Origin of the sequence: Gilliamella sp. ESL0250, from assembly GCF_013345045.1 — a bacterium.
Lineage (GTDB): Bacteria > Pseudomonadota > Gammaproteobacteria > Enterobacterales > Orbaceae > Gilliamella > Gilliamella apicola_H.
On the sequence record NZ_JAAEDV010000002.1, the window covers coordinates 116417 to 141141 of the forward strand.

Genomic DNA, 24725 nt, shown 5'->3' on the forward strand with positions numbered 1-24725 from the left:
AAAAGGAAGCTCCTATAACTGAAATAGTATGTTGATGATATAGTGTTTTTTTTAATTATTTCAAGTAATATAGCCAATAAATAATCAAAAAATGGCGTTATTGATTATATTGTTTCTGGGTAAGCATTCGTGTATTTAATTTAACATTATCAAAATACGGAGGTTTTTATGCAGCAATATGAGCAAGCAACATTTGCCGGCGGTTGTTTTTGGTGTATGGTAAAACCCTTTGATCAGTATGAGGGGGTGATCAAGGTTGTTTCGGGGTATACTGGTGGGCATGTTGCAAACCCAACCTACCAACAAGTCTGTTCGGGCACAACCGGACATACCGAAGCGGTTCAAATCACGTTTGATCCCAAACTAATTAGTTATAAAAAGCTTTTAGATATCTTTTGGCAACAAATTGATCCAACCGATTCTCAAGGTCAATTTGCTGATCGGGGGAATTCTTATCGTCCAGCGATTTTTTACCATAACGAATTTCAGCATAAACAAGCATTAGCGTCTAAACAAACTTTGCAAGAAAGTGGACGATTTAATAAGCCAATTGGTGTTGCGATAGAGCCTGCGGTGGTTTTTTATCCGGCTGAGGATTATCACCAAAGTTATTATACCAAACAGCCTCAACACTATAACCAATATTACAAATTATCAGGGAGATCTGACTTTTTGGCTAAACATTGGCAAAAATCAAATAAAGGATGAATTAATAATGCAAAACTACCCACAATACAGTAGCAAACAAAAATGGATCCATTGGCTAACATTAATACTCATTGTATTAGCATTTTTATTGGTGAAATTTAACGTGATATTATCACGCTATGTGGGGGGCATGTTTACCCTTTATATATTGCACAAATCTTTTGGCTTAATGATTTTTGTAATCACATTATGGCGCTTTGTTGTGATTAAAAAAGAAGGTGTGCCTGATGTCTTACCAAAAGAGCAAAAGTTACAACGCACATTATCAAAATCGGTACAAGGATTTATTTATATTTCATTACTGATAGTACCGGCCTCTGGATATTTGATGAGTAGTCATTCACTAAATGTATTTGGCATCTTATCTATTCCTGCGCTTGATATGCCTAACATGTATTATCATTTTTTTCATACTGCCCATAAAGTTGGCTCATATTTATTAGCTATGTTACTTATTTTACATATAGCTGGCGCCTTATATCATTATTTTTGGATTAAAGATAAAGTATTGCAATCTATGTTAAGCCGTGATTAATCACCATTAATTAAAATAAACAACATTAAATAACGAAGGTGACTTATGAATAAAACAATGAAAGAAAAAGCACTATCCATATTAACACCTATGCAATATCATGTTACCCAAAAAAATGGGACAGAACCCCCATTCGAAAACGAATTTTATGCCAATCAGCAAGATGGGCTATATGTTGATATCGTATCTGGCGAACCGCTATTTGCTTCGTTAGATAAATTTGATTCGGGTTGTGGTTGGCCAAGCTTTACCAAACCAATAGAAAAAGGCAATATTATTGAAAAAAAAGATACCAGTTTTGGTATGCGACGTACTGAGGTGCGATCTGCAAATGCTGATTCTCATCTTGGTCATGTCTTTAATGATGGACCAAAAGATTTAGGTGGACTGCGCTATTGCATCAACTCGGCTTCGTTACGCTTCATTCCAAAAGATGAGCTTGAAGAAGAAGGTTATGGGCAATATTTAAAGCTGTTTGATAAATCATAAATAAAAGGCGACAAAACAATCGCATAAAACAAAAAATCCTATCATTTCAGCAAAAGATGATAGGATTAATAAAAACATAGTTAGATTAATTCTTTCGTTTAAATAAAATATAACTAATTAATAAAAACACAAAACTAGTGATAAGTGATCCAATAATAGGGTAAATACCCATGACAATACTCACTTGAGCAAATAAATTATCGGCAATATAAAACAAAAAGCCAAAGCTGATGCCTATCACCACGCGAATCCCCATTGACACGCTACGTAACGGACCAAAGATAAACGACAACGCTAGTAACATCATTACCGCAACAGAAACTGGTTTGATGATCTTTTTCCAGAATAGCAAATCATAATATTTTGTGTCTTGTCCAGAATTTTTCAGGTATTGTGAATATTGATAAAGCCCAGATGCCGACAACGAATCAGGGTCAAATGCTACAATACTTAATTTATCGGGGGTAATATTTGTTTTCCAAGGGATGGAGACCATATTGACCCCCACAATTTTGTTGGGCATCGTTAGCTCATTTTTTTCGACTTGCGACAAAGACCAACTATCGTTTTCATAAACACCATTGGCGGCGTGGGTAATGGATAGTAGCTTATTGTCATCGACCGAATAGATATAAACATTTGAAATCGAATTATCGTTATTTACATGCCCAATAAACACATAATCATTACCATCTTTAGCCCAAAGGCTGCCTTGTTCAGCCATTAACGAATTACCATAAAGTTTTTCAGAACGCATATTGCGTGCTGTTTGTTCGCTAACTGGCGCAACCCATTCACCAATCGCCATAGTAATTAACACTAGTGGTAAGGCAGTTTTCATCACCGCAAACGCAATTTTAAAACGGCTAAAGCCCGAAGTTTCCATTATAATGAGCTCACTGCGTGATGCCAACAAGCCCAAACCAATTAACGCACCTAACAATGCTGCCATAGGAAAGAACACTTCCAAATCTTTCGGCACCATTAGCAGGGTATAAATACCCACAGAAAACGCATCATAATCAACTTTAATTTTTCGCAGTTGATCAATAAAACGGATAATACCCGACAAACTAATAAGTAAAAAAAGGCTAATACCGATGGTGCTTAATATAGTTTTACCAATATAACGATCCAAAATCGAAAACACGCTTTTCTCCTTAAGATGCCGAATATTTTAAGCGAAGTTTACGCATAAATAAGTTATCCCAACAATTCAAAATTAGCGCTAACATAAAATACCCTAAATTCAAAATATAAAACCATAATTCGGGATCTAAACGGCTTTTACCTGCATTGGCTTTAATAGAACTGGCCGACAAAAAGTAAACCAAATACAGCAGTAAAGCCGGTAAAACTTGTGCAAGTCGTCCTTGGCGTGGGTTAGATACGCTCAGTGGAATCACTAAAAATGCCATTAATGGTACTGAAATAATCAACGTTACTCGCCAATAAAATTCAGAATTGGCTTTAGGTGTATTAGTGCTTGCCAGCTCAAATAATCCTAATTGTTGAACATCAGTTTTATCTGTATCCTCATTGGTCGACAACACTTTGGGTTTAATTATGCCTAAATAATTATTAAAGTGTGAAATTCGAAAATCCTTTAATTGTGCTGTGCCTTCATAACGATTGGCATTTTCAAGGGTAATGATTTGATTACCTTCATTATCATGTCCAGTCTTTCCTTTGTTGGCAATAATAATGGAAGGGCGTTGATTGGTTTTTGGATTGATTTGAGCAATAAACACATTTTCTAAATTATTGTTATCCACATTACCAATATAAATTACCGAATTACCATCAGGCGTTTGTTGAAATTGCCCAGCTAACAATCCTGCTAAACTAGGGTTTATTTTAGCATTGGCAAGTAGCTGATCTTGCTTAACGCTAGACCAAGGACCAAACCAAAGCGAATTGAGTGCTGTTAATATGCAGGTTAAAATACAAAGAAAAAGCACCACTTGATAAGTCAAATGCTTCTTCACCCCGCAAGCGTGCATTGCCACCATTTCGCTGTCAGAATAAAGGCGCCCAAAGGTAACTAATACACCAAGAAAAAGGCTCAGTGGTAAAATAAGATCAGCCATATTCGACACGCCCAAAACTAACAACGGCATAATTAAATCACGGGGGATCGAACCATCAATGGCGCTCGACAAAATTCGAATTAATTTTTGAGAAAAGAAAATTAGCAACAAAATAAACAATATTGCCCCTTGGGTTTTCAATGTCTCTTTAACTAAATATCGACGAATTATCACATTTTACCTATATATGTTGGCACAAAATCAGGCTATTATAATCTGATTTGTTTAGTTTTAGTTATCTTTTTGTTGCTATCCAACAATGAACCGATAGAATATTAATAATCTCTACCCATTCACAAACGAGAAGCATTATGGAATTTCAAATAAAAAACAGCGCTATTATAACCAAACAAAAAACAGAGTGTTTAGTTATTTCAATTGATTCAGGAAAAATCCAGTCTGATTTTGTTAAAGATATCGATAAATCAACTAATGGCTTAGTTAGTGAGCTTATCAAATCAGGCGACATAAGTGGTGAACTAGGTCAAACCACCTTGTTATATCCAAACAGTAATAGCTTAAAACAAAAGATCTTATTTGTTGGATGTGGCAAAGCCAAAGCGTTTGGCTTAATGCAAGCCAAAAAAGCTATTCAAGCGGTCATAAAAGAGCTAATTGCAAAAAAAATCAAAAATATTGCATGGGATTTATTTGCATTCAATGAAGTAAATAGCCTTGAAATTGCCAAACAACTACCGCAAATTGTGAGCGACATAACTTATCGATTTGATGAATTCAAAACCACGAAATCCCCAGTACTTAGTCTAACTAACATCACATTATTAACCCACGACAAAAAAGCATTATCAGCATTAACTGATAACTTGTTGCAAGGGCAAATTATTGCAAATGCGATTGCGACAACAAAAACGATTGCCAATATGCCATCAAATGTTTGTAATGCAAAATACTTAGCCGAACAAGGCAAACAGCTTGGTAAATTACACTCATCATTAAAAGTCACCTGCCTTGGCGAAAAAGAACTAGCAAAATTGAATATGAATGCTTATTTAGCTGTCGGACGCGGATCGCAAAATGAATCAATCATGACAGTGATGGAATATCAAGGTGCTAAAGATAAAAAAGCCCAGCCCTATGTCTTAGTTGGCAAAGGGCTAACGTTTGATTCTGGGGGCATATCCATCAAACCATCTGCTGGCATGGACGAAATGAAATACGACATGTGTGGCGCGGCGACCGTTTATGGAGTTATGCAAGCAGTAGCTGAACTCAAATTACCTATTAACGTGGTTGGCATTATGGCGGGTTGTGAAAATATGCCCGACGGCAACAGCTATCGCCCTGGTGACATACTCACCACCATGTCAGGTACTACGGTTGAAGTAATTAACACCGATGCCGAAGGGCGCTTAGTATTGTGTGATGCGTTAACTTATGTTGAACGTTACAATCCCAAAATCGTTATTGATATAGCCACCTTAACAGGTGCTTGTATCGTTGCGTTGGGTCATCACTACACCGGGGTAATGGGTAACAACGACAAGCTAATTGCGCAATTGGTAGCATCATCCAACAAAGCGGGCGACAAGGCATGGGCACTACCTATTGATAGTGAGTTCCAAGAACAGATCAAATCAACTTGTGCTGATATTCTCAATGCAAGTGGACGTGATGGTGGCACCATTACCGCTGCTTGCTTCTTATCACGCTTTACCGAAAAATATCAATGGGCACATTTAGATATTGCTGGCACTGCATGGAAGTCTGGCGGGCAAAAAGGTGCAACAGGTCGCCCAGTTGCCATGTTGATTCAATATCTACAAGATCAATAAATTGAGCTAAGATTTTATGAAAAAAGTGATCTTCTATTTACTTGAAAATCAAAAAGAAGCCAACGAATTGGGCATGCTATTTTATGAAAAGCTAGCATGCCAAAAGATAGTTGAAGCTTGGCACGCCAAACAGCGCGTGCTAGTTGCTTGTCAAAATCAGGCTCAAGCTGAGCGAATAGATGAATACCTTTGGCAACTTGACACCACCAATTTTGTACCACACAATTTAGCTGGCGAAGGTATAAAAGGGGGATCCCCTGTCGAAATCTGCTGGCCAGAAAAACGCAGCAGTGGTTCTCGCCAGTTGCTGATTAATTTGCAAGAGCAATTTCCCGAATTTGCTGGCGTTTATCGTGATATTATCGATTTTGTGCCAGTTGATGAACGACTAAAGTCACTTGCAAGGGCAAGGTATAAGTTATATAAAGAGGCTGGATTTAATCTTAAAACCATTCCAATCACTTGTGAATAAATTTGGTTAATATATTGCTGATTTTTTTAATGTTTTTTCTAAAAATCATAAATAAAAAAATCAACATGCAACTGGCTTTTTACGACCAAAAAATTTACGCATTATCCGAAAACTTAAAACTGCGTTAACCCTTTTTTTTATTAATAAATAAAAATCAATAAAAACAATAAATTGAAAACACATTATAAAAAAGGGTTTTTAATAGCAAAAATCTTGTTTGTCTTTTTCACAACAAGGTTTATAGTATGTCGGCTTCTAGTTTACCGCCGTGTAGGCGGTTTAGAAATTAATAAAGGGCATTGTCATTTTAATTAAGATGTTTACCGCCGTGTAGGCGGTTTAGAAACGTTACAAGATTATTAGATAAAATTCGCAATCCATCTCGGTGTTGTTACAGACGCTATTTATTCCACCAAAAAGTTAAAACGATTGAAATATAATCGATTATTTTGATTGAAAAATCTCTACCATCCCAAAGCTGAACCGTTCTGTTATTTACATTTCCTTATAAAAAAATCCGTCAAAAAACTAGCCAAGCTTTTTTTTAACATTATAATTTTAACGGTGATAATTAAGCTAGTTTGTTTTTAGGCTAACTATTGAAAAAAAGATACGTAAAACAATGCGTTAATTGAAGAGGAGTCAAGACTGAAGATGCCAAAGACGTGATTAGCACCTTGCAAAAGGTAAATCCAGCAAAATCCATTTATCCCAGCAAAAAAACGCTAGAAATCATGTTGATTTTATTGTTTTTTTATAGATATTGTCTTTTATAAAAACAATCGATTTACAATTTGCTCTAAAAACCACCATTAAACAAATTGGTTATAAGATAGCAGTAGGAACAAACCCTATTGTGCGTTAAAATAGCCTTTATTATTACAATGAATTACCAAGGAAATCGCATGACAATCGAAATGACAACACTCGATAAAATCAAAAAACAAATTGCCGAAAACCCGATTATTTTATATATGAAAGGGTCACCAAAATTACCAAGTTGTGGTTTTTCGGCTCAAGCGGTGCAGGTTTTATCGCAATGTGGTGAGCCGTTTGCTTATGTTGATATTTTACAAAATCCTGATATTCGCGCTGAATTGCCTAAATTTGCAAATTGGCCTACGTTTCCACAATTATGGGTGGAAGGCGAATTAATAGGTGGCTGTGATATTATGTTAGAAATGTTTCAAGCTGGTGAACTGCAAACGCTTATTAAGCAAACTGCCGAAAAGCATAAATCTTAATTAAACGATGAATTAAGCGCGCAAGTTGAGCGCGCTTTTTTATGGTAGTTATATAACGAGTAAATTAATTTTCAATTGTTTTTGTATGTTTATTCATTTTTAGTTTATTGCGCATTATTATCGTCTTGTTGTGTCTCTGTTTCATTATCCATAGGCACTAAAGGCCACCCCCCAAGCGATTTAAGTCGATTAACAATTTTACAAAAGAGTATGGCTGTTTTTTGCGTATCATATAGTGCGCTGTGGGCTTGTTTGTGATCGAATGTAATTTGTGCCACTTGGCAAGCTTTTGCTAGCACCGTTTGCCCAAAAATCAGACCACTGAGTGATGCTGTATCAAAGGTGGCAAAAGGATGAAAAGGGTTACGCTTGATGCCTGAGCGTTCAGCCGCTGCCATTAAAAAACTATGATCAAAGTGCGCATTATGTGCAACCATCACCGCGCGCGTACAGTCGCTGGCTTTTATGCCTGATCTAACCATTTTGAAGATTTCATCTAAGGCGTGCTTTTCGTCCACGGCAGCGCGCAGTGGATTATTAGGATCAATGCCGTTAAAAGCAAGTGCGGTGGGTTCTAAAATTGCATCGTTAAACGGATTGACATTAAATTGTAAGGATTGATCAGGCTCTAACCAACCATCAGGTGTCATTTTTAAGGTGATAGCGGCGATTTCTAAAATAGCGTTGAGTTTTGGATCGAATCCTGATGTTTCAATATCAATTACAACCGGATAAAATCCTCGAAAGCGTTCACATAATTTGGCGTTTGGCACGTTAATCTATCTTATCTATCAAAAAAGGGCTATTATGCCAGCTTTTAAGCGGTTCGCCTAGCATTGGTGTTGAGTGTTTGCATTCCATGCCTTTATTTTTATTAGGTGTCATTCTAGTAAGCTTTACGCCAATCACGTTTAAGTCACATTAAAGCGAACGATTAGATGCCATTATTGGTTAAAGTGATTATAATTATCAATCATCATTAAACAATATTAAAACCGAGCAATCAATGCAAAACTTTGAGTTAGAAAAGATTATTAACAACGAACTGCAAATTACCCGCTATCGTGACTATGCACCAAATGGATTGCAAGTGCAGGGGCGTGCGCAAGTCAATAAAATTGTGACAGGTGTTACCGCTTGCCAGTTATTGTTAGATAAAGCGGTCGAACTGCAAGCCGATGCAGTGCTTGTACATCATGGCTATTTTTGGAAGAACGAAGTACAAACCATCACCGGCATTAAATACCAACGGCTAAAAACGCTATTAACTAACGATATTAATTTATATGGTTATCACTTGCCATTAGATGGTCATCCCATTTTTGGCAATAATATCGAATTGGCTAATTTGTTAGGTATTTTGGTCGATAAACGCAACGATATCACCGATCTACTTTTTACTGGCACATTACGCTCGCCACTGACTGCTTTGCAATTTAAACTTCAGCTTGAACAAGTGTTACACAATAATAAACGGCAAGTACTATTTTGTGGTGATAATGCGCCAGAACTGATTAATCATATTGCGTGGTGTAGTGGCGGTGGGCAAGATTATATTGAACAAGCGGCACAAATGGGCGTAGATGCATTTTTTACGGGTGAAGTGTCGGAACGTACCATCCACCTTGCGCGTGAATATGGGATTAATTTTTATGCTGCTGGGCATCATGCCACCGAGCGTTATGGTATTAAAAAATTGGGCGAATGGTTAGCGAGTTGTTATGGCGTTGAGGTTATTTTTGTTGATATTGATAATCCTGCATAACAAAAGTTGAATTTACCTTAGAAATATCGCATACTTATTCGCAGATTTTTTATTCTTTACGTTGTGTTATAAACCAATAATCTGAGAGGTCATTTTATGTTTACAGGAAGTCTGGTCGCACTTGTTACTCCCATGGATACGAAAGGAAACGTTGACCACGTAAGCTTAAAAAAATTGGTCGAATATCATATTGCCAATGGAACATCGGGTATCGTTTCGGTGGGAACAACAGGCGAATCGGCAACCCTTGATCACCATGAGCATATTGATGTGATTAAACGAACCATCGACTATGCCGATGGACGTATTGCCATTATTGCCGGCACTGGTGCAAACGCAACAAAAGAGGCCATTGAATTAACCAGCCGAGTAGAACATATTGGTGTTGCAGGTTGTTTAACGGTTGCACCTTATTATAACAAACCCACTCAAGAAGGTATTTATCAACACTTTAAAGCCATTGCCGAAAGCACTGCACTACCGCAGATTTTATATAACGTGCCAGGGCGCACTAGTAGTGATATTAAACCCGAAACCGTTGGTCGTTTAGCTAAAATCAAGAATATTGTTGCCCTAAAAGATGCAACTGGCGACCTTTCTAGAGTTTATCCAACGCGCAAACTGGTTGGTTCTGATTTTAAATTATTGAGTGGCGATGATTCAACCTTTTTAGACTTTATGATTTTAGGGGGTAATGGTGTAATTTCGGTGACAGCTAATGTTGCGGCTAAAGCCGTTGCTACTGTGTGTCAGCTTGCTGCTAATAACCAAATTCAAGAAGCCCGCGCCTTAAACGACACTTTAATGGCTTTACACCATAATTTATTTATCGAACCCAACCCAACGCCAGCCAAATGGGCGTGCGCGAGATTAGGTTTAATGCAAAGCGCAACCATTCGCTTACCATTAGTTGAGCTAAGTACCTCGGCGATTCCTGCCGTTGAGCAAGCATTAAAAGAGGCAAATTTACTGTAATTAGTTTTGTATAACCTTTAATTAAAAAGCAGATATCTATGTTAAATAATACATTGAATAAAACATTGAACAAAACCATATTTAAAAGCAATGTTATTAAAAAAACGGCTGTTTTAACCGTTTTGGCTTCTTTATTTCTTGTCGGTTGTGGTAGCGATCAAAATTTTAAGCGCGAAGTCGAAGGTAATGAAGATTACCTTAAATCACCCACTTTAAAACCGTTAGTCATTCCTAAAGGCATTAAGGTACCGGCTGAAAGTGGTGACTTTTACGTTGATAAATCCGAATTTCATGGTGATTTAGGCAAACAGCTAGATATTAGACCACCAAGTTTACCAATTCCAACTATTCAAGATGCATTTGCGATTTATAACAATGGTGCGGTCACTTTTAATGTGCCATTAAGCAGCCATGTGTGGGAGCGAATCCCTGATAGCTTAAGTAAGAAAAATATCTCTATTGTTAATCGTGACAATAATACTATTAAAACAGGTAATGCCTTTATGCCACGTGCTGACGAAGATCAAGCCGTTCAAGCTACTTATTCAATTAAGCGACAATTATTAGGAGATACCGAAACTATCGCCATTTCAATAACTTCGTTAACTCGTGGCTCTGACGATTTGATGTCGCAACCGATCGAAGTCCAACGTTATGTTGTTGGTTTGTTTAATGACATAATGGATGATGTTGCGCCTGATTCAGTGCGAGTTGTGCCACCAAAAGCACAAAACAATAGTGCTGAAAAAGATAATGAAAGTAAGAAACCTGCAACAGCCGTAAGCGATACAAATCAAGAATAAGTTTGGAATTTAAGGAGCGAATAGCTCCTTAATTATTTATAAGTAATTTGATATAAGGTTATAAACATGAAAAAGTTGGCTGAGCTTTATCGTGGTAAAGCAAAAACGGTATATACCACCGAAAACACCGATTTATTAATTCTTGAGTTTCGTAATGATACATCGGCATTTGATGGTTTACGCATTGAGCAGCTGGATCGTAAAGGCATGGTGAATAACAAATTTAACTATTTTATTATGACTAAATTGCACGAAGCGGGTATTCCAACACAGGTTGAGGCCTTATTATCTGACAATGAAGTGCTTGTCAAAAAGCTGCAAATGGTACCTGTTGAATGCGTTGTGCGCAATCGCGCAGCGGGATCTTTAGTTAAACGTTTAGGGGTTGAAGAAGGTCAAGTTTTAAATCCTCCTACGTTTGAATTATTTCTAAAAAATGATGCATTGCACGATCCAATGGTCAACGAATCGCACTGTAAAGCTTTTGGTTGGGCTAGCGATGATCAACTAGCCAAAATGAAAGAACTCAGCTTTAAAATCAATACCATTTTGATTGATCTATTTGATAAAGCAGGGTTAATATTGGTCGATTACAAACTCGAATTTGGTTTATTTAAAGGCGAAATTACTTTAGGTGATGAGTTTTCACCTGATGGTTGTCGCCTGTGGGAAAAGTCCACACTTAAAAAAATGGACAAAGACCGCTTTCGCCAAGGGTTGGGTGGAGTGATTGAAGCTTATGAAGAAGTGGCAAAACGCATTGGTGTGCCTTTGTAATGTTTGCGCAGTTTGATATCTCTTTTTTTCTTCTTTTGGGGTTAGCGGCACTGTGTTATTTGACGCACAATAACACAGTGACATTTGCCGTACTGTTATTGTTACTGTTTAAATTAACGCCACTTGACACTTATTTCCCGTTTTTAAATAAATATGGCTTAACTATCGGTATTGTTATTTTAACTGCCGCGATGATGGTGCCATTGGCGGATGGATCGTTAAAAATTAGTGATATTGTCAAATCGTTTACCACTTGGCAATCTATATTGGCTATTTTTGTAGGTATTTTAGTCTCGTGGCTTGGCACGCGTGGTATATCGCTCATTGGTGCACATCCTACCATTATTAATGGCTTAATTATTGGCACGCTCATTGGTGTTGCATTTTTCAAAGGCATTCCAGTTGGTCCTCTGATTGCTGCCGGTATATTATCGCTATTAATTGGAAAAAGTTAGCTTATGCAAAATCCCAACAGCAACCGAATGCTATGGGTGTTACAGGGTGAAAGTACGCAATTATTTGAACAATTGCGTTCCATCCTTGAGCAGAATGTTGGCGATTGGGTAACTGTTACGTATCAGCCTGACTATTTGCCTTGTTCGTTAATTACCAATGTACTCAAGCCCCATCAAACCAAACAATTATTGGGCCAGCAGTATCGGCATGCTATTTTTGATGCAACAGCAGGATTTAATCTTGATGCTTTTGCTATGCTGGTTGGCGCGCTAGTTAAAGGTAGTGTATTGGTTTTGTTATTGCCTAAGGATCTGTCTACTTGGTATGATCAAGATAGCTTGCGCTGGAACGAAAGTCAAAACCCGATTCCTGTGCCTAATTTTGTTGCACATTTAACGGAAACTTTGGCTGAATTTTGTGTATCAATCAATTTAACATCTTTGCCAAAAAACGCTATATCCGCCATACCTTCTTTGCAAGTGATGACCGATGACACTCGGGACTTAGCCGAACAGCAAGCCACGTTAAAACAGTTATTAAACAGCAGTAAGCCCATAAATGTATTAGTTGCTAAACGCGGACGGGGTAAATCGGCACTAGCTGGGCGGTTTAGTCATTATCAACGTTGTATTGTGACTGCGCCCAATAAATCAGCATTGACGACTTTTTTTACTTTTGCTAAGCCCGATACGCCATTTTTTGCACCTGATGAATTAATTGTGCAGTCAAAGATTGATGTTGCTGATTATTTAATTATCGACGAAGCAGCCATGATTCCGTTACCTATGCTCGAAAAACTGCTACAACTGGCCATTGCCAATAACTGTCGGGTATTGCTGACCACCACCGTTGACGGATATGAAGGTACTGGACAGGGCTTTTTGTTGAAATTACTATCAGGTAAAGCATGCCAATATTTTCATCTACACACACCCATTCGTTGGCAGGCAGATGATATGCTAGAGCAATTTAGCGATCGGCTATTACTTAATGGTTTATTAACGCCGGACGATAACCCTGTTACAGGCCTATCATCAACCCAATATTCAATGGTTGAACAAAATGATGTTGATTCCTTAAGGTCGATCTTTTATCTATTAAAAATTGCTCACTATCAAACCACATTAATCGATTTAAGGCGTTTGTTTGATGCGCAAAACTTGTCGGTTTGGCAGGCAACAATAGATAATAAACAAATTGCGGCAGCTCTTACAATTACCGAGGGAAACTTGCCCGATAATCTAATAACCCAAGTGTGGCAAGGAACACGCCGTCCTAAAGGCAATTTAGTGGCGCAATCGCTTGTTGCTCATGCCGGCGAACGGTTAGCGGCTAAGTTGCGCTCAGTTCGCATTAACCGTATTGCGGTTATGAGTGCTTATCGACGGAAACATATTGCAAAACAACTGGTGCAGACGATTTGTGATCATGCCAAAGTACAAAATAACGATTTTGTGTCAGTCAGTTTTTCTTATAGCCCGTCTAATTATCAATTTTGGGCTGCTTGTGGTTTTGTTTTGATTCATGTTAGTAGCCATAAACAGGCAAGTAGTGGCAGTTATTCGGTTATGGCGCTTAAACCAATCACCCGATCTGGGGATCTGTTAACCTATAAATTAAAACAAAAATTACAGCGTAACGCCTATTGGTTAAAGGATATCATTGATTTACCGTTTAACGATATGATTATCAGCGATGGCGGTTGGCTATTATCATCAGATTTAGATGTCAATGATTTAGATGAACTTACTGGATTTGCTCACTATCATCGGCCATTCGAAGCCAGTTATGCTGCATTATGTCGATTAAACAGGTATATACAAATACGCCAACAATCATCTCAAGTACCCTCTTTTCCTGTTTTATCCGCACTGTTAAAAAGCAAAAATAATCAGGCTTTGGTTATTGATTCATGCCAACTTGCAGGTAAAAAAGCATTAATGCAAGCTATTAAACATGAAGTTAAAACGTGGTTAGCAAAGCAAGCTAGTAATGCAATATTTTCCGAAATAGTCAGTAAAGATAACTGATCACCATTGCAGGTTATCAAGCGGTATGTTTACAATAGTCAGCATGTTTTGACTGAATTTGTTTTAACTCAATTCGTTTTAATTTAAAAGGAACTGAATGTGATGCATAATAAATTAGAAAATCAGATGCAACATCGCTATTCGCAAAATCAAACATACAACCAATCAAGCAACCACAATCCAAAACGTCAACCCACAACAGGAATTGAATACTTTTTTAAAGGTTGGTCGTTGGCGTTTAGTCCAGGGATTAAGCGATTTGTTTTTTTACCATTAATTGCTAATATTGTAGTTATGTCGGCACTATTTTATTGGTTTTTTACCGCTATATCGGGCATGGTCGATTGGGGGGTATCGTATATGCCAAGTTGGCTGCACTGGCTAGGATATATCATTGTTTTTATGGTTATTTTAATGTTGACTGTTTTGTTTTGTTATTTTTTTAGTACGGTAACCAATATCATTGCCGCCCCCTTTAATGGCTTATTAGCCGAACAAGTTGAAGCAAAGTTAACGGGCATTCCCGCAGAAGATCTGTCATGGTTTAGCATCATTAAAGATCTTCCTCGAATTTTTGGTCGCGAATTTCAAAAATTGATTAATTATTTATTATGGGCCATTCCGATACTGTTGACCTATTTTATTCCTATTATTGGGCAATCAGTAACGCCTGTGATTTGGTTTTTATTTACGGCCTGGCAAATTAATATCCAATATGCCGATTATGCTTTTGATAACCACAAAATCACTTTTCAACGTATGCGTGAATTACTTAAACAAGATAAAGCCGATAATTTAATTTTTGGCATATTGGTTGGTTTTTTTACCATGATACCCTTGTTTAATTTAATTATTATGCCTATTGCCGTGTGTGGCGCAACGGCAATGTGGGTTGACCGCTACCGTCATAAAGCACTATTTGACAGCGGTAGCCAAGATTTTCGTTAAGGTGAGTGCTACTTTTTTTTCGTTGAATTTGTTGACGGCCAATCATCGTCGTCATCTTGATAAGGGATAGGTTTTATCCCTTTCTTTTTTTCAAGATACGATTTATAACTCAATCGATTCAGTGCTTTAATGGTATTAATAAAAATACCAATTAAAATAACAACAATTATCCACCAATAATCTTTGAGCCACTCCATCGTATTCCCCTTTAAGTTAAAATCGGAATAATCCAATTATAGCAATCATCCATGCCAATAACGCAATGCTAACAATACTATACTAACAGCAGTTTCTCTAAAATGCGGTGATAAATTGCGGTTAAGGTAATAATATCTTGGCAATTGGCATTTTCGTTCACTTTATGGATGGTTTTATTAAGTACCCCAAGCTCGATCACTTGGCATCCCATTTTTGCAATAAAGCGTCCGTCAGATGTGCCGCCACTGGTGGATAGTTTGGTATCAATGTCAGTAAATTCCTTAATAGCGCTAGCAGCAGCGTTGGTTAAATCGCCTTGTGGTGTTAAAAATGGATGGCCTGATAACCGCCAAGTTAAGGTGTAGTTTACGTTATATTTTTGTAAAATCTGCTCAACGCGTGTTTTAATATCTGCGTCTGTCAATTCGCTACTATAACGGAAGTTAAATTGTACGCGAAGCTCACCCGGCACGACGTTTTCAGCTCCTGTGCCGCCATTAATATTGGCAATTTGCATTGTTGTTTGTGGGAAGTATTGATTGCCTTCATCCCAAACGGTGCTAACCAGTTCATTTAATGCAGGTGCAAAACGATGCACAGGGTTATCAGCAAGATGAGGGTAAGCCACATGACCTTGAATGCCATGCACAACTAAATTGGCAGTTAGTGAACCGCGGCGTCCGTTTTTAATCTGATCGCCAAGTGCTACATCGCTTGATGGTTCGCCCACAATACAATAATCAACACGCTCTTGGCGTTTGATGAGCAAATCAACCACCTTAACCGTACCATCGCTTGCATCGGCTTCTTCATCTGATGTGATCAAAAAGGCGACGCGCCCAGTGTGATTAGGATGTTGTTTAACAAAATCCTCTGCCGCACAAACCATGGCAGCAACGCCACTTTTCATATCCGATGCACCACGACCATAAAGTATGCCATTTTCATCAATCGTTGGTGAAAATGGCGGATAAAGCCATTTGCTTTCATCACCTGCTGGTACGACATCAGTATGGCCAGCAAACATCAAAGTTTTGCCGGTAGCATCGCCATGATAGGCCCATAAGTTCTTGGTTTGCCCAATATTGACTTCTTCAATAATAAAACCGAGTGGTTTTAATCTCTCAATAATTATTTTTTGACAATTTTTATCGTCAGGACTTATCGATTTCTCAGCAATGAGCGCTTTGGTTAGCGCAATAACAGGTTCAGTCATAATGGTCTCTATTTTATTTAGATTGTGAAATAAATTGGGAATAAAGTTCGTCTGAATAACCTAACAAAGCACGCTTACCCTCAATGAGCAAAGGACGTTTTAAAATGGAAGGATTGGCTAACATGATCTGTTTTGCTGCTTGCTCATTATCAACCCGTGCACGGACAGACTCATCTAACTTACGCCATGTGGTACCGCGAGTATTAAGCAAACTTTGCCAATCTACCAATTTTAAAAAAGTATCTAAAAGATCTGCCGACAGACCATCGGTTTTATAATTATAAAATTGATAAGCTATATGATGATCATCAAGCCAAGTAAAGGCTTTTTTCATCGTATTGCAGTTTTTTATACCGTAGATGATGTACATAACCAGTGATCCAAATCTAAAAAATAAAGGGAGATTATAACAGTTATCAGTATACGCCAGCAAATCGTAGGGTTCATCTAAATAAAATCTTTTTTGTAGTTGGTTTGATGCGTTTGTGTTTCCTCAAAAGAAACAAAACAAAAAATAAAAAACAATCAATAACTGGCTGAAAAAAGTTTTTTTAAAAACAAAAATCCTATTTGTCTTTTGAAAACAAGCTTTATAGTATATCAGCTTCTAGTTTACCTCCGTATAAGCGATTTAAACGAAACGGTATAGAATCCTGAATATTTTTTACAAGTTTATCTCCGTATAGACGATTTAAACAATCCTTTATTCTAACATTTATCAATAAAGTAACGCATAATACGATTATCGGTTGTTAGTTCAGGATGAAAGGCACAAACTAAGATGTTATTTTGCTGTGCCATAATACAGTGCTGATCGACAAATGCCAGTTGCTCAATGCCTTTTCCTGCTTTGGCAATATAAGGTGCGCGAATAAATATAGCAGGGATTTGGTCACCAATCGTTGGTATCTCTAAAGTTGTTTCAAAGCTGTTAATTTGCCGTCCAAAACCGTTGCGTTCAACACAAATATCCATTAAGCCCAACAATTCGACCTCGTTATGAGTTGTGCTGTTACCGCAAAGCACCAGTCCCGCGCAAGTACCTAAAATGCCTTTTCCTTGTTTGGCAAATTGTTTTATCGGTTCGACAAGTCCATTTTGTTTAATTAAACGGCTAATGGTTGTCGATTCGCCTCCGGGAATGATTAAACCGTTTAGTTTAGTTAATTGTTCGGGTTTTTGTACTAAAGTCGCTTGTACATTGTCGATACTTTTTAGCATAGTGATATGTTCGCTCACCGCACCTTGTAAGTTGAGTACACCAATATGTTTAATATGACTTTGTTTGGATGCTTTTGTCATTACCAGCCTCGATCTTGCATTCTTTCTGACTGAGCCAGCGTGCTAATTTCAATGCCTTTCATTGCTTCGCCTAAGCCCTTTGAAAGCTGCGCTAAACGTGGATAATCATTAAAATAAGTGGTGGCCTGTACGATGGCTTTCGCAAACTTTTCTGGGTCTTGGGATTTAAAAATACCCGATCCAACAAACACACCATCAGCACCAAGTTGCATCATTAATGCTGCATCGGCAGGAGTAGCCACGCCACCGGCAGCAAAGTTAACTACGGGTAATTTTCCTAACTGTTTGATTTGTAAAACCAGTTCATATGGTGCGCCAATTGCTTTGGCAAACGTCATTAATTCATCTTTTGATTTGCTTGTTACTAGGCGGATTTGTTCGTTTACTTTACGTATATGGCGCACTGCTTCAACAATGTTGCCGGTACCGGGTTCACCTTTGGTGCGTAGCATTGATGCTCCTTCGCCAATTCGACGTAATGCTTCGCCCAAATCACGACAACCACATACAAAAGGTACGGTAAATTCATCCTTAAGTAAGTGATATTGTTCATCAGCCGGAGTTAATACCTCGCTTTCATCAATATAATCAACGCCCATTGATTCTAAAATACGGGCTTCAACAACGTGCCCAATGCGTGCTTTGGCCATCACCGGTATAGTAACAGCATTCATGACTTGTTCAACAATAGTTGGGTCAGCCATTCGGGCAACCCCACCAGCGGCGCGAATATCTGAAGGAACTCGCTCTAAAGCCATTACTGCAACCGCACCGGCTTGCTCAGCAATTTTTGCTTGCTCTGCATTAACAACGTCCATAATGACGCCACCTTTTTGCATTTTTGCCATGCCACGTTTAACTGTTTGTGTGCCTATGACTTGGTTCATTTTTTGCTCCTGATTAAATCAATAATGATAATATTGTTAAATTTGCAATATTATTCAAAAATAAAGCTCAGCAAAAAACAGCCAATTGGACTATAATTAAACCATCCAATTTTTGGAACGAATTTGTCGTAGCAAAATGCTTAAAGCGACCAACACATTAAAGTAAAATAACCATGTGGAATAGACAAACACTAGTACAATTTACTGGATCACTTTTTAAAAAAGTCACGCAACTTATCGAGCACTATATTGAGCAGGGCGTATTGATTGCGGGAGAGAGGCTACCTTCAGAACGCGAACTAGCAAAAAAATTGGGTATCAATCGCTCAACGGTTGTGCATGCGTTAGAGCTGTTAACTGAACGTGGTGTGCTGATCCGGCGACAAGGAAGTGGTACTTATGTCAATCATCAAAAGTGGGGCGTTCAAGCGTATTCATCAATTAATTGGCGGTTACCTGCGCATTTTTATCAAAATAAACAATCGTTTTATCAACAAAAAGTAGCGCAAGTTCGAGCGCAGCAACCATATATTTGCGATCTAGCTAATGGCGATTTGCCAACCAATTTGATTCCTAAACTACAGCTACCAAATACTTCGTTAAATGAACTGATTATGCACGAAAAAAACAGCGATACACTACAATTAGGTTTGCCATCGCTTAAAATCCAAATTGCGCTTTATATGCAAGCGCAGTTTTCCATGCAAGTTGATATTAATGAAATTTTAATTACATCGGGCACACAGCAATCGTTATTTCTTATTACGCAGGGATTACTTAAACCTGGTGATGCGGTTGGAATTGAGTCTCCCTCTTATTTTTACTCATTACCTTTGTTTCAAGCGGCGGGCTTACGTTTGTACGGTATTGCGTGCGATAATGAGGGGATTATGCTTGAAAGTTTATCCAACTGCGTGCAGCAACATCAAATTAAGTGGTTGTTTTTGAATCCCATTTTTCAAAATCCGAGCGGTTTTGTTATGAGCGACAAGCGAAAACAAGCAATACTGGCATTTTGCCGTTCACAAAGTATTGGAATTGTTGAAGATGATGCTTACAGTAGTTTAGCATTTCAACCTGATTTGGCGGTATTGCCCATTAAGAAATGGGATCAGCATAATCAAGTTATCTATTTAGGATCGCTATCAAAATATATAGGACGAAATATTCGTGTTGGGTGGATGATCGCTCCGCGTAGCATCATCGAAAATCTGGCCAAAATTCGGCAACATATTGATTCGGGTCTAAGTATATTGCCACAATTATTAGCTCAAGAATATTTGCAACATCATCATTTAGTCCATCAACAACAATTACGGCAAGCACTGCAAATCAAAGCCGAGCAATTAATGCAATGGTTAGATAGCTATTTTTGTGGTGATATTACATACCAAGCACCATTAGGGGGCTTTCATTTATATGCTCATTTACCGGTGAGCACGGTAGCGCAAGAATTAGCGCTACTTAATCAACTGTTATTAAATGGTGTGATTGTGTCACAAGGTGCCGATTTTGGCGATAGCCTTGGGACAACAAGATTTAGCTTTGGTCATTTTGTACCGCCATTGGTTAGGTAACAAACAAATTGTCACAAAAATAAACCACTAGCTTCTTATTTTATCGGATAGCATTTTTGTAGCTGCTAGCAAATATTGAACAAATTCGTTTATTCTTTCGTTTGGCATTTGAAATCGAACCCCCGATGTACTAATTGCGGCAATGACTTTGCCATTCTTATCATAAACGGGCGCAGCTAAACAGGTTACTTCGTCAAAGTCTTCAGCATTATCAAATGCCCAACCTTGTTCACGTATCTTTTTCAACTCATTTTTGTACGCAGTTTTTGTGGTGATAGTGTTTTGCGTTTTTATGGGTAAGTTTTCGTTTGGGAACAAGTTATCAACTCGTTGCTCGGGTTCCCATGCTAAAAGTGTTTTACCCAGTGCAGAGCTGTGTAAGGAAAGCTTACGGCCTAACCAGCTTTTAACTTGAATAGCGCTTGGGCTTTCGACTTTAGCCAAATAAATAGCAGAATTGCCATCTAATACACCTAAATGACACGCAAGTTGTGTTTTATCGCGCAAAAACAAAAGCGGTTCAGTTGCCAAATCTTTAATATTAAATTGTTTAATGGCATTATTACCAAATTCATAAAAGACAAGGCCCAAAAAATACTTACCCTCGTTTTGCCGTAATAAGCCATTAGTAACCAAGCTGGCAAGTAATGCTGATGTTGAACTTTGAGGTAACGATAATCCTTGATAGATTTGGGTATAAGTGGCGCCATCGTGTTTTGCAATAAAGTGAAATATTCGGGTTGCTTTATCGATGGCAGGCGCTTGCGTTGTTATTTCTGTTGTCACAAATTAAACTCATGTATTGAAGTTGTTGTAAGTATAAATATTTTTTTTAGTTTCAACAATAGCCGTTCTTTCTTGATGATTCTGCCTAATATTTGATCGCCGTCACATTTTTAATAAATAGTGAGCTATTTCCCCGTAATTAAGTTGAGTTGATTTATCAACAACATTATATTGAAATTAATTTCAATATAATGTTGTTAATTTAATTAGGAGTTATTATGAGTAATTCAAATCCATACTTTGGTGCTATCTGTCCTGCAATTACCCCGTTTAACCGTCAAAATAAAATCGATTTTGGTGCGATGGAACAGCACTACAAAATGTTAACTGATTCAAAAATTAATGGAATTTTGGTTATGGGCACTATTGGTGAGTTTGTCACCATGACCATACAAGAGCGGTTAGAAATCATTAAGCAAGCTCATCAATTTACTGATTTACCTTTAATTGTTAACGTATCAACCACCGTTGTTGACGATATGGTAAAGCTTGCTGATGCAGCATTTGATGCTGGCTATGGCGCCGTAATGGCATTACCACATTTCTATTTTGCACAAACACCAAATCAATTATATGAATATTATAAATATTTAGATTCAAAATTTGTAGGTAACTGGTTTATATATAATTTTCCTGCTAGAACTGGGTGCGATGTTGATTCACAACTAGTCACTCGATTAATATCTGACTTTCCAAAATTTATTGGTATTAAAGATACCGTTGATTGTGCATCTCACACTCGTTCTATCGTGTTGGCCTCACAAAAAATTCGCAAAGACTTCTCTGTATTTTCTGGTTTTGATGAGTATTTCGTGCCGAATTTAATGAATGGTGGTGCAGGCGTTTTATCGGGTCTTAACAATGTTGTTCCTGAAATTTTTGCCAGTGTAATGGCCGCCTTTAAGCAAAACGATTTTAATGAACTGACTCGATTACATAAAGAAATCAGCCAATTGTCTAATATTTACAGCATTGGCGATGATTTTGTAACAACCATTAAAGTTGCGGTAGAACAAAAACAACATTATTTAGAACCAAGATCGCGGAATTTTGGTGGAACATTAAGTGGTGAACAAATTGAAAAAATAAAAAAACTTTTTAACTGTCAATAAAAGGGCTTATTTATGAAAATCAAAAAGTTTATCGATAAAGTGCCTGGTGGCATGATGCTGGTACCTCTTTTTTTAGGTGCGTTTTTGCATACTTTTGCACCTGGAACTGCTAAATACTTTGGTTCTTTTACTAACGGTATTATAAATGGTGTGGTGCCCATTTTGGCGGTTTGGTTATTTTGCATGGGCGCTTCAATAAAAGTGAGCGCAACTGGTACAGTACTGAAAAAATCAGGCACATTAGTTGCCACTAAATTAGCGGTAGCATGGGCATGCGCTTTTATTTTTACACAAATACTGCCTGATGATGGCTTAGTTAAAACGGGATTTTTTGCGGGCTTATCGGTTTTAGCCATCGTGGCGTCGCTCGATATGACCAATGCCGGATTGTATGCCTCTTTAATGCAAGAATATGGCACTAAAGAAGAAGCTGGTGCATCAGTATTAATTTCCATGGAGTCAGGACCTTTAATGACTATGATTATTTTAGGTTCTGCTGGTTTGGCATCCTTTCAACCAGAGCATTTAATGGGTGTCTTAATTCCATTTATTGTTGGGTTTATTTTAGGCAACTTAGATGAAGAATTAAGAAGCTTATTTAGTGTTGGCACAAAAACACTCATCCCTTTTTTTGCTTTTGCTTTAGGTAACACAATTGATTTGACCGTTATTTTTAAAACAGGATTCTTAGGCGTATTTTTGGCTGTTTTTGTTATTGTTGTTTCAGGTATACCGCTTATATTGGCTGATATATTTGTAGGTGGCGGTCGAGGCGTTGCAGGAATTGCTGCATCAGGTACTGCCGGCGCTGCTGTGGCAACCCCTTTTTTAGTAGCTGAAGTTGCCCCAACTTTTGCCGAAGCGGCACCTGCCGCAACCGCACTTGTTGCAGCATCGGTGGTAATTACCTCGATTGTTGTCCCAATCATCACCTCTTTATTTAGCAAGTATATTGCAAAAAATATTCAAATTAAGGAGTAATAGTATGACTTATCGTATGATATTAAATGAGACCTCGTACTTTGGTGCCGGATCAATTAGCCATTTGATTGATGAAGTAAAAAAACGCCATTTTAAAAAGGCACTTATCGTTACAGATAAAGATCTTATTAAATTTAAAATCGCTACAAAAGTTACCGATTTATTAGATAAATTTGGGCTTAATTATGATGTTTTTGACGAAGTAATTCCAAACCCAACTATTGGTATTGTTAAAAATGGGGTAGAAAGATTTAAAAAGTCAGAGGCTGATTATCTAATTGCTATCGGTGGCGGTTCGCCACAAGATACGGCTAAAGCGATTGGTATTATCATTAATAATCCGCAGCATGCTGATGTGCGTAGCTTAGAAGGGACAGTTAATACGCAAAAAGCGGCTGTGCCAATTATTGCGATTCCAACCACAGCTGGAACAGCAGCCGAAGTCACCATTAACTATGTTATTATCGATGAACAAAACAAACGTAAGTTTGTGTGTGTCGATCCACATGATATTCCTGTTGTTGCTATTGTTGATAGCGAAATGATGGCTTCGATGCCCGCTAGTTTAAAAGCAGCAACGGGGATTGATGCATTAACGCATGCTATCGAAGGTTTTATCACCAAAGGTGCATGGGAGCTATCAGACATGATGCATTTAAAAGCGATAGAAATTATTAGCCGTGCATTACGCGAATCGGTTAAAGGCGATCCTAAAGGCGTAGAAGATATGGCGCTGGGGCAATATATAGCCGGTATGGGGTTTTCAAATGTAGGCCTTGGGCTTGTTCATGGTATGGCACATCCTTTGGGTGCTTTTTATAATATCCCTCATGGTGTTGCTAATGCTGTTTTATTACCTTATATCATGGAATTTAATGCTGAATCAACTGGTGACAAATACCGTGATATTGCCAAAGCAATGGGATTAAAGGATATTTTAAATCAGCCAATACAAGAGGTTCGCAAATATGTCGTTGAAGCGGTTAAACAGCTAAATAAAGATGTCGGCATTCCGGCTAAATTGCGTGATATTGGCGTTCAAGAGCAAGATATTCCCGAGCTTGCTCAGGCTGCATTTGCCGACGTTTGTACTAGTGGCAATCCACGAGAGGTTAATGTAAAGGATATTGAAATGTTATATCACTATGTTTATTAACTTTTGATAAAAATTCTCCATAACTTGAATTTTACAAGGATGATTGTGTTGATGAATAGGTTATGTTGAATTTGTAATAAATCATTACATAAAATAAATATTTGGCCTATTGCGATAGTTCATTTGTTGTGGCTTATGGCTATCGCCTTTTTGTTAGTATTTAACTATTCGATTTACTCTTTAAACTATTATTTATGTCATTATGTAATGCCAGCAAAACACATGAGTTTATTTGCTTAGCAAGTGAGTTCAAAAAGTTAAAAAAGCGGGCTGGGTAGTCAGAATAAAACCATTATTAGGATAATTTAATATTTAACCTTTTTAAAAATTAATAAGTAATCATTATATTATTGAGTTATCAACAGGCTTATTCAGTACTTATCAAATCATATGGTGAATAAATATTTCAAATCCGTTTTGCGTTA

The 24725-nt window shown here is 37.7% G+C and carries 26 protein-coding genes; 17 read left to right on the forward strand and 9 right to left on the reverse strand.

Annotation, left to right across the window (positions count from 1 at the left end):
• Positions 1-168 precede the first annotated feature (168 nt).
• Genes msrA through msrB form a run of 3 tightly spaced genes read left to right on the forward strand, consistent with a single transcriptional unit; the run spans position 169 to position 1732 of the window.
• Positions 169-708, forward strand: a complete 540-nt coding sequence (gene msrA / locus GYY69_RS02350) for a peptide-methionine (S)-S-oxide reductase MsrA (RefSeq protein ID WP_174796243.1) — start codon at positions 169-171, stop codon at positions 706-708.
• A 7-nt stretch (positions 709-715) separates the two neighbouring features.
• Positions 716-1243, forward strand: coding sequence for a cytochrome b (locus GYY69_RS02355; protein ID WP_174796244.1), 528 nt, complete (start codon positions 716-718; stop codon positions 1241-1243).
• A 57-nt stretch (positions 1244-1300) separates the two neighbouring features.
• Positions 1301-1732 carry a peptide-methionine (R)-S-oxide reductase MsrB gene (gene msrB / locus GYY69_RS02360; RefSeq protein ID WP_174796386.1) on the forward strand — a complete coding sequence of 144 codons (432 nt, stop codon included), beginning with the start codon at positions 1301-1303 and terminating at the stop codon, positions 1730-1732.
• 85 nt (positions 1733-1817) lie between these two features.
• Here the strand turns inward: msrB and lptG are convergent, their stop codons facing one another.
• On the reverse strand, positions 1818-2882 hold the full coding sequence (lptG, locus tag GYY69_RS02365; protein WP_174796245.1) for an LPS export ABC transporter permease LptG: 1065 nt from the start codon (positions 2880-2882) through the stop codon (positions 1818-1820).
• Between the two features lie 10 nt (positions 2883-2892).
• Positions 2893-3996 carry an LPS export ABC transporter permease LptF gene (lptF, locus tag GYY69_RS02370; RefSeq protein WP_174796246.1) on the reverse strand — a complete coding sequence of 368 codons (1104 nt, stop codon included), beginning with the start codon at positions 3994-3996 and terminating at the stop codon, positions 2893-2895.
• 137 nt (positions 3997-4133) lie between these two features.
• Here lptF and GYY69_RS02375 point away from each other — a divergent pair, with 137 nt between their 5' ends.
• From GYY69_RS02375 to GYY69_RS02385, 3 genes are all read left to right on the forward strand, one after another.
• Positions 4134-5615 carry a leucyl aminopeptidase gene (locus GYY69_RS02375; protein ID WP_174796247.1) on the forward strand — a complete coding sequence of 494 codons (1482 nt, stop codon included), beginning with the start codon at positions 4134-4136 and terminating at the stop codon, positions 5613-5615.
• Between the two features lie 16 nt (positions 5616-5631).
• Positions 5632-6087, forward strand: coding sequence for a DNA polymerase III subunit chi (locus GYY69_RS02380; protein ID WP_174796248.1), 456 nt, complete (start codon positions 5632-5634; stop codon positions 6085-6087).
• Between the two features lie 917 nt (positions 6088-7004).
• Positions 7005-7331 (forward strand): Grx4 family monothiol glutaredoxin, encoded by a 327-nt coding sequence (locus GYY69_RS02385; RefSeq protein WP_174796387.1) that lies wholly within the window; start codon positions 7005-7007, stop codon positions 7329-7331.
• A gap of 104 nt (positions 7332-7435) precedes the next feature.
• Here the strand turns inward: GYY69_RS02385 and rnt are convergent, their stop codons facing one another.
• Positions 7436-8104, reverse strand: coding sequence for a ribonuclease T (gene rnt, locus GYY69_RS02390; protein WP_174796249.1), 669 nt, complete (start codon positions 8102-8104; stop codon positions 7436-7438).
• 233 nt (positions 8105-8337) lie between these two features.
• Between rnt and GYY69_RS02395 the strand changes: the two genes are divergently transcribed.
• The 7 genes from GYY69_RS02395 (at position 8338) to cysZ (ending at position 15085) form a co-directional block, all read left to right on the forward strand.
• The gene (locus tag GYY69_RS02395) at positions 8338-9096 is read left to right on the forward strand and encodes a Nif3-like dinuclear metal center hexameric protein (RefSeq protein ID WP_174796250.1); all 759 of its coding nucleotides are present in this window, start codon (positions 8338-8340) and stop codon (positions 9094-9096) included.
• A gap of 96 nt (positions 9097-9192) precedes the next feature.
• On the forward strand, positions 9193-10071 hold the full coding sequence (dapA, locus tag GYY69_RS02400) for a 4-hydroxy-tetrahydrodipicolinate synthase (RefSeq protein WP_174796251.1): 879 nt from the start codon (positions 9193-9195) through the stop codon (positions 10069-10071).
• Between the two features lie 38 nt (positions 10072-10109).
• Positions 10110-10874: an outer membrane protein assembly factor BamC gene (gene bamC, locus GYY69_RS02405; protein ID WP_174796252.1), complete on the forward strand. Its 765-nt coding sequence runs from the start codon at positions 10110-10112 to the stop codon at positions 10872-10874.
• A 66-nt stretch (positions 10875-10940) separates the two neighbouring features.
• Entirely contained in the window at positions 10941-11651 is a 711-nt protein-coding gene (gene purC, locus GYY69_RS02410) for a phosphoribosylaminoimidazolesuccinocarboxamide synthase (RefSeq protein WP_174796253.1), read from the forward strand.
• Positions 11651-12106: a DUF441 domain-containing protein gene (locus GYY69_RS02415; protein WP_174796254.1), complete on the forward strand. Its 456-nt coding sequence runs from the start codon at positions 11651-11653 to the stop codon at positions 12104-12106. Before purC ends, GYY69_RS02415 begins: the two co-directional genes overlap by 1 nt.
• 3 nt (positions 12107-12109) lie before the next feature.
• The gene (locus GYY69_RS02420) at positions 12110-14137 is read left to right on the forward strand and encodes a tRNA(Met) cytidine acetyltransferase TmcA (protein ID WP_174796255.1); all 2028 of its coding nucleotides are present in this window, start codon (positions 12110-12112) and stop codon (positions 14135-14137) included.
• A gap of 102 nt (positions 14138-14239) precedes the next feature.
• On the forward strand, positions 14240-15085 hold the full coding sequence (cysZ, locus tag GYY69_RS02425) for a sulfate transporter CysZ (RefSeq protein ID WP_238786503.1): 846 nt from the start codon (positions 14240-14242) through the stop codon (positions 15083-15085).
• A gap of 8 nt (positions 15086-15093) precedes the next feature.
• On the opposite strand, the gene GYY69_RS02430 is transcribed toward cysZ, so the two are convergent.
• The 5 genes from GYY69_RS02430 to pdxS form a co-directional block, all read right to left on the reverse strand.
• Positions 15094-15282 carry a YpfN family protein gene (locus tag GYY69_RS02430; RefSeq protein ID WP_174796256.1) on the reverse strand — a complete coding sequence of 63 codons (189 nt, stop codon included), beginning with the start codon at positions 15280-15282 and terminating at the stop codon, positions 15094-15096.
• 77 nt (positions 15283-15359) lie between these two features.
• Positions 15360-16499 carry a succinyl-diaminopimelate desuccinylase gene (dapE, locus tag GYY69_RS02435; RefSeq protein WP_174796257.1) on the reverse strand — a complete coding sequence of 380 codons (1140 nt, stop codon included), beginning with the start codon at positions 16497-16499 and terminating at the stop codon, positions 15360-15362.
• A 13-nt stretch (positions 16500-16512) separates the two neighbouring features.
• Positions 16513-16869: an ArsC family reductase gene (locus tag GYY69_RS02440; protein WP_174796258.1), complete on the reverse strand. Its 357-nt coding sequence runs from the start codon at positions 16867-16869 to the stop codon at positions 16513-16515.
• Between the two features lie 338 nt (positions 16870-17207).
• Positions 17208-17801 carry a pyridoxal 5'-phosphate synthase glutaminase subunit PdxT gene (gene pdxT, locus GYY69_RS02445; protein WP_174796259.1) on the reverse strand — a complete coding sequence of 198 codons (594 nt, stop codon included), beginning with the start codon at positions 17799-17801 and terminating at the stop codon, positions 17208-17210.
• Positions 17801-18688: a pyridoxal 5'-phosphate synthase lyase subunit PdxS gene (gene pdxS / locus GYY69_RS02450; RefSeq protein ID WP_174796260.1), complete on the reverse strand. Its 888-nt coding sequence runs from the start codon at positions 18686-18688 to the stop codon at positions 17801-17803. The genes pdxT and pdxS overlap by 1 nt, the downstream gene beginning before the upstream one ends.
• Before the next feature lie 173 nt (positions 18689-18861).
• Here pdxS and GYY69_RS02455 point away from each other — a divergent pair, with 173 nt between their 5' ends.
• Positions 18862-20265 carry an aminotransferase-like domain-containing protein gene (locus tag GYY69_RS02455; RefSeq protein ID WP_174796261.1) on the forward strand — a complete coding sequence of 468 codons (1404 nt, stop codon included), beginning with the start codon at positions 18862-18864 and terminating at the stop codon, positions 20263-20265.
• Between the two features lie 27 nt (positions 20266-20292).
• Here GYY69_RS02455 and GYY69_RS12940 read toward each other — a convergent pair whose 3' ends face one another.
• Entirely contained in the window at positions 20293-21051 is a 759-nt protein-coding gene (locus GYY69_RS12940; protein ID WP_174796262.1) for an IclR family transcriptional regulator domain-containing protein, read from the reverse strand.
• 218 nt (positions 21052-21269) lie between these two features.
• Here GYY69_RS12940 and GYY69_RS02465 point away from each other — a divergent pair, with 218 nt between their 5' ends.
• From GYY69_RS02465 to fucO, 3 genes are read left to right on the forward strand one after another with little or no spacing between them, the layout of a single operon-like run.
• Entirely contained in the window at positions 21270-22163 is an 894-nt protein-coding gene (locus GYY69_RS02465; RefSeq protein WP_174796263.1) for a dihydrodipicolinate synthase family protein, read from the forward strand.
• A gap of 12 nt (positions 22164-22175) precedes the next feature.
• The gene (gene kdgT, locus GYY69_RS02470) at positions 22176-23144 is read left to right on the forward strand and encodes a 2-keto-3-deoxygluconate transporter (protein WP_174796264.1); all 969 of its coding nucleotides are present in this window, start codon (positions 22176-22178) and stop codon (positions 23142-23144) included.
• Between the two features lie 4 nt (positions 23145-23148).
• Entirely contained in the window at positions 23149-24300 is a 1152-nt protein-coding gene (fucO, locus tag GYY69_RS02475) for a lactaldehyde reductase (protein WP_174796265.1), read from the forward strand.
• The last annotated feature ends 425 nt before the right edge of the window (positions 24301-24725 follow it).